The organism is Lysinibacillus sp. PWR01, assembly GCF_043359455.1.
In the GTDB taxonomy this organism is placed as follows: domain Bacteria; phylum Bacillota; class Bacilli; order Bacillales_A; family Planococcaceae; genus Lysinibacillus; species Lysinibacillus fusiformis_F.
Map to the genome: position 1 here is coordinate 25561 of NZ_JBHERJ010000087.1, position 13089 is coordinate 38649.

General features: G+C 36.8%; 13 protein-coding genes. 1 reads left to right on the plus strand and 12 read right to left on the minus strand.

Annotated elements, in window-relative coordinates; translation table 11 throughout:
• Window positions 1-43: 43 nt before the first annotated feature.
• From ACEVFT_RS19385 to ACEVFT_RS19440, 12 genes are all read right to left on the minus strand, one after another.
• Window positions 44-619 carry an RloB family protein gene (locus tag ACEVFT_RS19385; protein WP_393951036.1) on the minus strand — a complete coding sequence of 192 codons (576 nt, stop codon included), beginning with the start codon at window positions 617-619 and terminating at the stop codon, window positions 44-46.
• Complete coding sequence (locus ACEVFT_RS19390) at window positions 616-1893, minus strand: AAA family ATPase (protein ID WP_393951037.1); 1278 nt, start codon at window positions 1891-1893, stop codon at window positions 616-618. Before ACEVFT_RS19390 ends, ACEVFT_RS19385 begins: the two co-directional genes overlap by 4 nt.
• Before the next feature lie 103 nt (window positions 1894-1996).
• The gene (locus ACEVFT_RS19395; RefSeq protein ID WP_393951038.1) at window positions 1997-2938 is read right to left on the minus strand and encodes an NAD-dependent epimerase/dehydratase family protein; all 942 of its coding nucleotides are present in this window, start codon (window positions 2936-2938) and stop codon (window positions 1997-1999) included.
• 186 nt (window positions 2939-3124) lie between these two features.
• Window positions 3125-3652 (minus strand): YceI family protein, encoded by a 528-nt coding sequence (locus tag ACEVFT_RS19400; protein WP_393951039.1) that lies wholly within the window; start codon window positions 3650-3652, stop codon window positions 3125-3127.
• A 268-nt stretch (window positions 3653-3920) separates the two neighbouring features.
• Entirely contained in the window at window positions 3921-4703 is a 783-nt protein-coding gene (gene srtB, locus ACEVFT_RS19405) for a class B sortase (protein ID WP_393951040.1), read from the minus strand.
• A 12-nt stretch (window positions 4704-4715) separates the two neighbouring features.
• Window positions 4716-5486 (minus strand): ABC transporter ATP-binding protein, encoded by a 771-nt coding sequence (locus tag ACEVFT_RS19410; protein ID WP_205441484.1) that lies wholly within the window; start codon window positions 5484-5486, stop codon window positions 4716-4718.
• Between the two features lie 5 nt (window positions 5487-5491).
• Entirely contained in the window at window positions 5492-6457 is a 966-nt protein-coding gene (locus ACEVFT_RS19415) for a FecCD family ABC transporter permease (protein WP_393951041.1), read from the minus strand.
• Window positions 6458-6553: 96 nt separating this feature from the next.
• Window positions 6554-7462, minus strand: coding sequence for a heme ABC transporter substrate-binding protein IsdE (gene isdE / locus ACEVFT_RS19420; protein ID WP_205441480.1), 909 nt, complete (start codon window positions 7460-7462; stop codon window positions 6554-6556).
• 26 nt (window positions 7463-7488) lie between these two features.
• Window positions 7489-8757, minus strand: coding sequence for an NEAT domain-containing protein (locus ACEVFT_RS19425; protein ID WP_393951042.1), 1269 nt, complete (start codon window positions 8755-8757; stop codon window positions 7489-7491).
• A gap of 82 nt (window positions 8758-8839) precedes the next feature.
• A complete protein-coding gene (locus ACEVFT_RS19430; RefSeq protein ID WP_393951043.1) occupies window positions 8840-10279 on the minus strand; it encodes an NEAT domain-containing protein in 1440 nt (479 codons plus the stop codon).
• Complete coding sequence (isdC, locus tag ACEVFT_RS19435) at window positions 10280-10891, minus strand: heme uptake protein IsdC (protein ID WP_243456015.1); 612 nt, start codon at window positions 10889-10891, stop codon at window positions 10280-10282. It abuts the gene before it with no gap.
• Window positions 10892-11264: 373 nt separating this feature from the next.
• Window positions 11265-11837 (minus strand): manganese efflux pump, encoded by a 573-nt coding sequence (locus ACEVFT_RS19440; protein ID WP_205441455.1) that lies wholly within the window; start codon window positions 11835-11837, stop codon window positions 11265-11267.
• 226 nt (window positions 11838-12063) lie between these two features.
• Between ACEVFT_RS19440 and ACEVFT_RS19445 the strand changes: the two genes are divergently transcribed.
• Window positions 12064-12930 carry a glycine betaine ABC transporter substrate-binding protein gene (locus ACEVFT_RS19445; RefSeq protein WP_393951044.1) on the plus strand — a complete coding sequence of 289 codons (867 nt, stop codon included), beginning with the start codon at window positions 12064-12066 and terminating at the stop codon, window positions 12928-12930.
• The last annotated feature ends 159 nt before the right edge of the window (window positions 12931-13089 follow it).

Consider the following 13089-nt stretch of genomic DNA (forward strand, 5'->3'; position numbering starts at 1 on the left):
ATAAAAACAGGCTTCTATTTGATCATAGAAAACCTGCTCAATCTTAAAATATGTATCGTATCATTTCATGTATGTTACAGTATGGGTTGTCACGGCTCTCTGTTTCTCGGAGAGCCATCATGTCTGTGCAATTTTTAATCGCTACCTCATGTCGTAATGCAATGGGGGCTATGATGGCTTCATCAGCCTTATGACGGAAATAACGACTCACACCAAGGTGCTGTTCCATTTTGTCATTTAAGACAGCACGGGGATATTTTTCTGTACTGTCGACTTCCTCAAAATGCAACAGTAACCACAATTCAAATGCTTCATTTGTATAGGCAATATGAATATTTTTTTCCTCGCAAAATTGATTGACTTCCTCTAATTGCTTATCGGTTAGATCATCCTTATCAAAAACAATCCACACCTCATCAAAGTATTGATAGCTGGAATCTCGATAAGCATGTTGGGCAAGCTTGATTGCTGACCGTTTAACATTTTTTATTTTGACACTAACCATTTTAGAACGCTTTAAAATACGCATTTGTTCAAAATAAATACGTTCAGTTTCACCTTCACAATAAATTAAGATGGTTTTACGCAGTGTTCGGCTCCCTTGTTGACGTACTCTCACTGCTCAGATACCTCCGCTTCTTCTAAATATTGTTCGGATAAATACTCATTAATGACAGGCGTTGCACCAAATTCCCCTTTCATATACCGTTTCGCATAAGAAAGATCCCCACGTTTCTTTTGTAAATCTGCAAAATCAAATAAGGAGTATAGTTCCGATTCATTTTTAAAGCTTTTATTCACAAACCAGATTTGATCGGATCGTAGTGGCTGATCAAGTAATTCTATTTCATGACTCGTCACGACAAATTGATTACGGCTATTGCGTTTGCTGTTCATAATAGCCATTAAAAACTCACAAATCGATACATGGAATGCTGTGTCGAATTCGTCTATAAAAATGGTTTTTCCTTTATTATAAGCATCCACCATCACACATGCTAAATGTAGCATTCGTACTGTGCCCTTAGAATCCATTGTCCAATTAATTGTTTCTGTCCCTATCGGTTTACCTGCTTCATCAAATGATAAGTAATGTAGATCAATATCTACTTCTTGAATCACCTCAGGCGTATCAAACTCATAGCCAATTGTATTTTTCTCTCTGCGTTCCACACGTCTAGCCGTAACATCTTGAATGGAAAGGTCTGCAATTTTAAGAAGTTTGATCACTTCTTTTTTAAAGGGCTCCTCTTCAAGTTTACGAATAAGGGGATGACTTGATAACCGATTTGCTTCATCTAGAAACAGAATTTTATGTAAAAACCAATCGAATATCTTTAATGCATCAGGATCATTAAAAACATGCAATACGGATAAAAAGGCTGTATTGTTTCGTGTGTACTTTGTCAATTCCTGCGCTGTTGTTTGGGCTGTTTCATAAGAATATTCTGTACCGTCCCATTGTCTGACAAACAGTTCTTCCTTCAGTGACCTATTCGTTTTCACAAGACGTTCATAAAGAACTTGAGAAGCATTATACTGTATTTCATAATCGTACAAAGCTCCGTCTAAAAAAAGCGATATCATAAACTCTGTTGGTTTGTCTTGCTGTCTTCCTAACTTAAATGGTTGATAGGGTAGACGTAATTGCTTTACATTATTTAAGTTTTCAAAATTAAAAAGCAAGGAACGCAATACTTTAATAGCCGTAAAAAGATTGGATTTCCCACTTCCATTTGGGCCAAAAACAAATGCACTTTTTACAAGACGAAGTGTATCAAACTGGATTGTGTGGGTATCCTTCCATTTTCGTAGGCGACTTCCCGCAACCATTGAAAATAACGTATCATCTTTATAACTCAAACAATTTTTCACTCTAAAATCTACAAGCATATGTAAGCCTCCGTCCGCAACCATTTCTTTAATGAATTATTATACTATAGACATAGAAAAAGACATATTACTCAATGTAATATGCCCACATACTTTATTGCCTTTATCCACTATTTTGTTGAATTTCTGCTAACTTTTCATTTTGTAGCGCATGCAATGTACGTTCGATTCCTTCTGCAAATGAAGTTTTGGGCTTCCAACCAATGGCATTGGATAATTTGTCATTATTTAAAAACGAGTGTTCAATATCTCCTTCTCGTGCTGGGGCATATTGAATTTCAAGTGGATGATTTAAATGTTGGAGCAGTAAGATGACTTGGTGAATAGACCAAGCTTCATTGGTGGATACATTATACGTACCTTGTAAACGTGCAGATACACCTGCGTAAATAGCATCTGCAATATCATCAACATAAATGAAATCACGCGTTTGTTCACCATCACCATAAATCGTAAAAGGTTTACCTGCCATACTGCTTTTTAACATACTTGGAATCACAGCTGCTTCACCTTGCATTTGCTGTCTTGGACCGAAAACATTGGCAAATCTATAAATGAGAACGGGCAAACGATAATCTTTTTGCCATTTCTCACAGTAGGTTTCGCCAATGCTCTTATTTAATCCGTACATAGATATTGGTTCACAGACATCTGATTCTTCTAATGGAGGATAGTGACTATCTCCATAAACAGCTGCTGAGGAGGCAAAGACAAAGTGCTGTACCTTATACTTGGATGATAAAAAAAGCATTTGGCTGAGCCCAACTATATTGGTCAAAATATCCTTTACTGGCTCCTGGATAGACTGTTGCACGCTCGTTTGCGCTGCACAATGGACGACCACATCAAAGTTTATTTCCTTAAAAAGATGCTCGCAAACCTCATCCTCAACATTTAACAGATAGGATTTATGCTCAAAGTCAACATTCCGTAAATGCCCCGTACTTAAATTATCAATAATATAAACCGTTGCACCTTCTTCAAAAAAACGCCTACCTACTGCACTGCCAATAAAACCATAGCCACCTGTCACTAATACATTCATCCTATCGCCCCCAAAAACAATATGATGATTTATATGCAGTAATTACTAAAAATATGCAAGAAACTTATTTGTTGGTAATTTTTCACAAATTCTTTTTACAAGATTGCTTCATTAACAAGTTTCTATCTTGGGCTATATAAAAGGCATGCTTGAAGATTACTTCAAACATGCCCTAGCTATCTATTTTTAAGCTGGATTAATTTCTAATTCAACCGTTACTTTAATATCTTTCCCAACAAGAACGCCACCAGTTTCTAATGCTGCGTTCCAAGTTAGGCCAAAGTCTTCACGATTAATTGTTGTTTCAGCTTCAAAGCCATATACTTCTTGACCCCATGGATTTGTGCCTTTTCCATTAAATTCTGTATCAAACGTTACTGATTTTGTAACGTCTTTAATTGTTAAATCACCAGTTACTGCATATTCATCGCCTGCTTTTTTAGCAATGTTTGTAGATTTAAACGTAATCGTTGGATATTTTTCTGCATCAAAGAAATCTGCTGCTTTTAAATGATTATCGCGGTCTTCACTACGTGTATTAATGCTCGCTGGATCAATTGTAAAACTAATAGAAGCAGTTGTTAAATCTGCAAGATCTGCTGCCTCAATATCAGCTGAGTAACTGTCAAATACACCCTTAACTTTTGATACCATCATGTGCTTTACTTGAAAGTTAATTGCTGAGTGTCCTAAATCAATGTTCCATTTTGCCATTATAAATTCCTCCAATTGGTTGATTTTATCTCGATTTCGAGATATATTTTAAAATATGAAGCAACTACAGTTTTTATGTTACCCAAAATTGGTTAGGATAAACATTTGTAGTTACTTATTTGTTTACATCTTAGCTTATAAAAATTTTTAATTACTTTCTGTAACCTACTATATATTAATAATTTAGTTACGTCAAGTAATTAAATTAAATTTTTTATACATAAAAAGGATGTCCGAGTCATCGGTACATCCCTTTCTATTCTTTCCCTCAACGTTTTACTAATTTGCCTTGCACGACAAAGCGATGATCATCACTCATGACAGCATCCTTACATGTAGATAAAGTAAGGATTTTATCGTCTGGACTTATATCAACATCCATCTGAATAGCAGACCGCTCCTGTATTTCCTCCAAAAATTGTTGATAAGCCTCCCTGCCAGTAAAGTCGGTCTCAATATAATAGAAATCAATCGTTGTCTCATATGCAGCAAAAACTTCAATATCATAGCCCTCATATAAGGTATCAAGGTATAGGATTGGATGTTCATCTGCATAGTCTTGCTTTAAGTAATTTTTAAGACTACCAAACATTGTATTATTCTTCATAGCATGTCCATACAACACCGTGTTTTTGTCCATATTCAGTATATTATTTCGATAATCCATGAACACACTCCCGGCCCGACTCTCCTGATCTTTATAGTTATGATTTAAATAAAAGTCATTGTTATCAGCTTGTAATATTGGATTATTAAGTTTTGTCCCATCCACTGAAATCCACCCAACAATATGAGAATTGATCGCTAATAAATCATGAAACTGTGGTCTTATAGGTAACGTGGATACATCATCTGTCGTTTGATTTTCCGTCATTTGATCTGCTGGCTGTTCTTTAATAGCTGTCAATGTGGCTTGATAAATGGCTTGTACTTCCTTTAACGATTTTGATGTTTCATAATACGTATAGAGGTACTTAGCAAGTGAAAAAGCCGAAAATAAAAATATTGCTAAATATACAAGTGTTAACAACTTTGATGCCTTTTTTTTCATCCGATCACCATCTTATATCCCCATTGGCATCATATAATAGCCAAGCTGTTTATCTTCATTAAATATCGCGTCAACTCCATAGACTTCTTTAATCACTTCTTTTGTAATCACATCACGTGGAGCACCCTCTGCGAAAATTTGACCTTCCTTCATCAAAATAATATGGTCACTATAGCGAATGGCTTGGTTAATATCATGAAGCACCATAATAATCGTTAAACCATGCTGCTCGTTTAATGTTTTCACCAGTTCTAACAATTCAATTTGATAGTAAATATCCAAATAGGTTGTAGGTTCATCTAAACACAATATTTCTGATTGTTGTGCTAACGCCATCGCAATCCATACACGCTGCCTTTCCCCACCAGATAATGCCTCTAAATTGGTTGTGCCTTTATGTTGTAAATTTGTACAGGCAAGTGCCCATTCAATTGCTTTCGTATCTTCATCGTGATTTTTTTTCAGCATTGTTTGATGAGGTAAACGACCGAATCCTACTAATTTTTCTATTGTTAAATCTTTTGGTATATCATTTTGCTGATACACGATGGCCAGTTTTTTAGCAAATTCCTTTGGCTTATAGTGCAGTAAATCTTTATTTTCTAACGATACAGTCCCTGCTTTAGGTGAATGAAGGCGAGAAATGACACTTAATAATGTTGATTTCCCACAGCCATTCGGACCAATGATAGTCGTAATTTTACCTTTGACAATTGTTGTTGAAACACCATTTAAATGGTTACGTGTATTATCATGCGAAACAATGATGTCTTGTATATTCATGTTCGTCACTCTTTTCGTAATAGGAATATTAAGAATGGGCCACCGATTATTGCCATAATTGTGGAGGCTGGAATTTCAATAGGTGCAACAATTGTACGGCCAATCGTGTCTGCCAGTAAAATTAATAGTGCACCTGCTAATGCTGTGAATGGAATGAGCACGACATGATCATGCCCAACCAATCTTCTAGCAATGTGAGGTACTAGTAGACCCACAAACGAAATGACGCCTGCCACAACAACTGATACAGCTGCTAATAAAACAGCGACAGCTGCAATGAGTAACCGCGCACGAGCTACTTGAAACCCTAAACTTTTGACTGTTTTGTCTTGCAGTACTAGCAAATTACACCAGCTATATAAAGCAAATGCACCAATCAATCCGATTGTTCCATATGTCACAATTGTAGAGACATCTTTCCATGTACGCATCGTTAAATTAGAGCCAATCACACTGGATGCTGATGTATTTAGAGAACCACCCAAGCTAATAAGTGCCTCTGTTAATCCTGTAAACATAGCGTTAATGGCAATACCCACTAAAATTAGCTTAAGCGGACTCAAGCCAGATTTCCAAGAGAGTGCAAATACAAGCGAACAAGCCAATGCACCACCCATAAATGCTAAGACGGGTGTCATAAAAAATAATGTAGGGAAAAAGGCAATGATAGCAAGCTGTACAAATGCTGCACCAGAAGATATTCCGATTACCCCAGCATCAGCCAATGGATTACGCATCACGGACTGTAAAAGCACCCCAGATACTGAAAGTGCCGCACCTGCAAATAATGCTACAATGATGCGTGGGAAACGTAAATCTCGAATTGCCTCCATTTGACTATTTCCTTCTTCAAATAATGCTCCTATAAATTCAAAAAAGCCCATTTTAATGCTACCTGTTGTGGCTGAATAAACGACTGTCACAAGTAATAAAACAATTACAATTAAAAAACTGACGATTCTTTTTGTCATATTGGACTTCCTTTTTCTATGTTTAAATTCTATAAAGATAAGAAAAACGCTCTATGATAAGTATAATACTGATCATACGAGCGACAATTCTAATTACTATTTACGATAGAAGATTTCCATCAGTTGTCCTAAAGCTTGTGGTACTTGTAAGGAGGCTGTCGTCCCGAATAATTCTTCCTCTAAATCATAGACTTTTCCGTTTTTCACTGCATCAAAATGTTTCCAAATATCATTTGTTTTAAATTCCTCATCGAACATTTTCACAACTTCATCTGGCATACCATGTGATAAACGTAAAATAATATCAGGATTACTGTTATGTAGATACTCTGTATTGGAAGATAAATATTCAGCGTCCTGACCTTCCATTACATTGATTCCCCCTGCTCGCTTAACAAGATCACCTGCATAGGAATTTTCAGTTGCTACTAAATAGCTCCCTGGAATACCAAGTAAGATTAAAACACGAGGTCCTTCTTTATTTGCCGCAACACTTTGTACCGCTTCAATATTTTTCTGTAGATCCTGTACTAGGCCCTCAGCTTGTGTTACACGATTATAGCGTTCACCAAGTGTTGTGATTTCCGTTAACATGGCATCCACACTTTGAAAATTTAAAAAGTCGACAGGGATATTCAATTGTTTAAACTTATCCTGCAAATCGTATTCTAATGTCGATACAGATAATACTTCTGTCGGATTTAATGATTTCACAATTTCCATATCAGGCTCCATTGCATTGCCGATAGTTGGTAGACCTTCAAAACGTTTTGCTAATTGCTTTTCCGTTTCTGGTACAGCGATCGCATCCAAATCCAGCTTATCTAGAATATCTGCCACCACAACTGTTCCAGCAATGATACGTTGCTCACTCTCTTCTGTTCCTTGTTCTTCTTCAGCAACCGTTTTCTCCTTCACTGCTGGCTTGTCACTGCCACTACAAGCTGCAAGAAGCAGAGATAGTAATGTCAACAACAGTAGCCCTATTTTCCAATCCTTTTTCATTGTGTCATCTCCCACTTATTTTTGCTTCACTCTGTCATTTTTTGTTTTTTAAGACGTCGAATGAGTAGCCAGCCTGATACTAGGCAAATAACGATAAGCAATATAATTTTCACTATATTTAACGGTTCAATCTGCTGGGGTGTCATAGAAGTATTCATTACCTTTTCAGTAGTGGCTTCATCTTTTATGTCTTCCTCTGGTTCATCTTCTTCCCCTTTATCCACTGATTCATCAAGTGTCCGATCAAATGCTAATTTTTCATCCAGTGGCACAACGAGCATCGTCTGGGAAGTTGGTTCTTCGGATTTAGCAGAGTTTGTTTCCTCCACAATAGTGGCTTGTATAGATGGTTTTTTTACTTGCTCTTTCACTACTCGATCCGCCGCTTTATCACTGACAACGGGTTTAGAAGCTGTTACTTTAGAGGGCTTATCTAAAACCTTTGCAACTTGTGTTTCATCAAATACTAACTGAACAAAATATTGATGGTGATAAGAAATATCAGGAATATCGATCTTTACCCACATTCGTAATGCTTGTGCTAAATCTTCAACCTCAAATTCTACAATCCGTACATTATCTAGAAGTGAAAGCTGTTTAGGTTCAACTTGCTCCCCTTTATAATCTACCTTTAGCCCTGTGACCCAAGCTGATTGTAAAATCGTCATTTGCGCATAGTATCTACCATCTTTTTCAATCACTTTTGCCACAGGCTTTACATAACTATTCATAATAGAAGGTTCTTGTTTACCATCTACCATTAAAACATAATTTAAAGCCCATTCCTGACCCGTTATTCCCTCTGCATCTATTTCCTCCACTACTTCTTTATCGTCTTCACCTTGCGAAATATTTGGTGATAATGTCTGCATGTTTAGGTGAAGCTCTTGGGAAAACGAGGCATATTGTTCTTCTGTTGCAAGTTCTATACTGCCATTGATGATAATTGGTTGTTGTAACGCTAAAACATCAAACTGAACTAAATTTTCTATTTTATCCAATGTGAAAGAAAGCTCATGGCCTAGCTGTTCGATATGTATATCGCTGATAGGACTTAGCTCTTCAAGAGCCATTGTTAATTGATAGTGCTCATTCTTAACTGAGAGCATTGCTACATCTTTAAAAAGGCTTCCTTCAAAGCCTTCGATAGGAGAAAAACTTAGTTCAACTTGATAACTACCATCTGCGATAGCAGAATCCTCAGCTTTTGCTTGTAGAAAAAGGGACGGAGAAAAAAAGAACAATATAATTGAAAAAATAACCACTAGGCAAAGGTTACTTCTCTTTTGTGTCATTGCATGCTAGCCTCCCATTTCTTTAAAAGCACAGGAACTTCCTTCCCCATAAATGTGAGAAAGGAAGTTGCTGTTAAGATCATTATTTATTCAAGTATTGCAATGAGCCATTTAAAATTTTCGCCATATGTGATCGTTTTAATGGGCTATTCGCATCGATAACAGTTTTACCATCTGCAGTAGGTGAACCAGTCATGACTTTACCTGCATACAGAAGTGCAAAGGCTTTTTTCGCTTCTTCATCTTTCACTTTTGCTCCATCAGCATAGTAAGTAAGACTTGGGTCACCAAAGTTCATTTCTTTACCTGCTACATGTGTTACTGTACGATAGATCATTACAGCCGCTTGTTGACGAGTTAATGTATCATTCGGATTAAAGTTCGTTGCTTTTTTAACAATTCCTGCTTCAGCTAATGCATTAATTGCTTGTACTGCTTCAGCGCTAAGTTTACCTGTATCTTTAAACCCAGCATCTTTTGTAGAAGTTACGTTCAATGCACGTGCCACCATTAAAGCAAATTGAGAACGTGTAATATTGTCGTTTGGTTTGAAGTAGTCTTGACCTTTAACAATTCCTAAACTGTAAAGTGATAAGATTGCTTCTTTATTTGCATCTTTACTAATATCTTTAAATGGATTTACAACTGGTTTTACTGCACCTTCGACAGCAAAGCTAAATTGTACTGTATGATTTGAATCATATTTCACACCTTGTGCTGGCTCATCAACAACGATGTGTAATTGAGCATTCACAAGTTTCTTTAAATCAGCTACTTCAAATGAGTATGTGCGTGCATTTGTAGCATCGTCTTGTTTCACTAAAGTTGCTTCTTTCCCCTCTACAGTGAAACCTTTTACATATTGCCCTTGAGGGAATGTCATTGTCACGATGTTTTTACCGTCTTTAGCAGAAATGCCTACTTTTGGTGCAATATATTGTTTCATGATCGATTCTTCTGTTGTACCATTTTTATAAACAGTGACAACTACTTCGTTCACTTTAACTTCTTCTTTTACTTCTTCTTTAACATCTTCTTTCACTGCTTTTAAATCGAATTCGTACCATTTGTCCATATTTGCAGAAGGAACGACTACATGGATTTTTGCTGATTTAACTTCATCAACAACCACAGGGAAACTGTATGTAATTGTGCCGTCGCTATTTTTCACTTCAGTTGCATCTACATATTTATCGCCTTGCTTTGTTTGTAGACCCGCAATCATTGGTGCCGATTTTGCTGTAACCGTTAAAGTTGCTTCAAATTTCCCGTCTTTTTCAACGATTGAACCCTGTGGTACTAGATGAGAACTAATAGCAGGCTGATCTTCTGTTGTACCAGGTTTGAAGATTTTGAAATTGATAACTGATGCCGTTTTGTCAGCTTTCGTTGCTTCTGCTTTTACTTCTGTATTTGTTGTTACGACCTCTGCTGCAGATGCAAAGGATGGAACTGAAAGAGATGCAGCTAGCAATGAAGCTAGTACTATTTTAGTTGCGCGAGATTGACGTTTTTTAGCCATTTATTGACCCTCCGTTTTTGTTTGTAGTTTTTTTCTATAAAGTAAAAATGCTGACCCCACTAAAGCTACAATTAATAGGTACGGTGTTGCATCACCTGTTTGTGGATTCGGCACTTGACTTTCTGTAGTAGAAGCTGTGGACGCTTTGGATTCATTTGACGTTGTTTGTTGAGTCGAAGCTGTAGAGCTAGCAGTCGATACGGCATCAAATACAAGCGACACGCTATATTCATGGTGATAATTAATATCATCAATATCAATTTTCATAGATGTTACTACTGGTTGGGATAAATCTTTAACCGTGAATTGTACAGTACGTGTATCTGCCGCTTTATCTTCACTGACAACAGTTGCGCCACCAGGCGGTTGAAATTTTGTAATCCATGCACTGTTTTTTAGGGTAATTTGCACAGTAGCTGTGCCATTTTTCACCGTTACGTTTGCCGGTTTTACAAAATAGTCGTTTGCAATAGATGCAGAGTTACTATCAGGTTTATTGACCTGATACTTTATCGAATGTGTGCCATCAGCCAGTTGAGCAGATGCTTGTGTCAGCCCTAAGTTAACAACGACAATACTAACAAGCATGATCAACATGAGCATTTTCTTCATGTGTTGCACGCCTCCTTTAGTCATAGTAAAACATCATAATTGAAAAAATATTCGTATGAAAGCACTTCCACCTAAACGAAAATTATTCTCAATTACGATTCTACTCCCAAGAATAATCGCTGATACCAGTGTATGTCAACTGTTAAACCAAATTAGTCCTCAATATGTCAAATTTTCCTCCTAATAAAAAGAATATAACCAAAATATGGTTACATTCTAAGGGTGATGTATTCATTTAATGCACAAGAAATATTTTTTCAATACTTACTAATGGTTACCCATTCTCGTAATTAAAGATTTTGTTAGCAGCATAGATATTTTCTATAATCTGTAAACTATGGTGATCGACCATTACTTTTATACGTTTTAGATGTTATTTTGCAAAAACCTCAAAAATACCAATCATAATTAGTAGCCATCCTGATATTGCTGTAGAGTGCTTGCCAATATACGTTTTTGATAGTAAAGAGCCACATCTACTTCCCACCCCAACTGTGATAAACGAAAACACGCCGATGGAAATGACCGTCCAAAGGGCAGAGATGCCATTTGCACCTATTGCAATACCCCCTGCTAAACAGTTCGCTGATAATACGAAACCAAGTGCCATTGCCTCACGCGTTGAAATCACTAAATTTTTATCTTCATCAAATAATTCAGGATTGCCAGCTATCCGTTTATTAGAAAAATTATTGGACATTAACGTCCATACACCAATGACACACAATAGTAAACTTCCTAATAAATTGGCAGTATGCGGTGAAATATACTCAACAACTGTGCTACCTGCTGTTACTGCGACATATGTGACAATCATTGACATAACAGCAATCACGGCATTCGATAAAATTGGAATTTTAACTTGTTTGACACCATAAGCTAAGCCGATCCCCAAGTTATCTAAATTCGCAGCGATCCCTATTAGAATAATTGTAATCCAATGCATACTAAGCCTCCTCGCACCCCAGTCTCCATTTTCACCTATCATATGTCATCAATAGAAAAATTTATGGGCAGCCCGATATAGACTGCACGGCCAATCCCATGATTCCCGTAATGATTTGCACAGCATCCATTTGACAAAAGTAACAACTTGTTTTTAAAATAAAGTTGTTACTTATTTATTTTTTAATTTTTACAATAATTCAAGAGTTGATGGAGAGGGGAAATTTATGAGATATCTAAGATTATGGAAAATTGGTTTCGCTTTAGCCTGCCTACTAGTTTTATCTGCATGTGGTTCAGCAAGTGAGGGTACGCAGAATAATAATAGAAATGAAATCAATTTAGCCTATGTTGAATGGGATACTGAGGTTGCTTCTACACATGTAGTAGGACAAGTATTAGAGGATTTAGGATATAAGGTAACATTGACGCCTTTAGACAATGGGATCATGTGGGAGGCACTTGCAAACGGAGAGGTTGACGGTATGGTATCTGCCTGGTTACCGCAAACACATGCCCCACAAGTAGAGAAATACAAAGATAAAATAGAGAATTTAGGTGAAAATCTAACTGGTGCTAAGATTGGTTTAGTCGTTCCAAGTTATATGGATGTCAATTCTATTGAAGATTTAACAAACCAAGCTAATCAAACAATTACAGGAATTGAACCAGGAGCTAATATGATGGCTACAACAGAAAATGCCTATAAGGAATATAAAAATCTGGAAGGTTGGCATGTATTGACCTCGTCTGCCGGTGCAATGACCGCAGCCCTTAGCCAAGCCATCTCCAATAATGAAGAAATCATCATCACAGGCTGGTCACCACACTGGATCTTTAACGCCTATGATTTAAAGTATTTAGATGACCCGAAAGGTTTATATGGGACGGAAGAATATATTGGCACTTTTGCCCGTAATGGCTTGAAAGAGGATGCCCCTGAAGCCTATCGTGTCCTTGATCGTTTCCACTGGACTGCTGAAGACATAGAAAGTGTGATGTTTGATATTATGGAAGGTATGAGTGCCAAGGAGGCTGCTAAAAAATGGATTGATAACAATCAAGATAAAGTAGCCGAATGGACGAAAGATTAAAAGTATAATGACTAAAAAAAATCCATTTACTAATGTCTAGTAAATGGATTTCATAATGTAGACAGCTACATTCTATTATAGAATGAACCGTCTAAAATTTTTAACGTTCCCAAAAAATGAGGGAGGTTTCAGGAGCGTAATCATGAACTAGCAAACTTC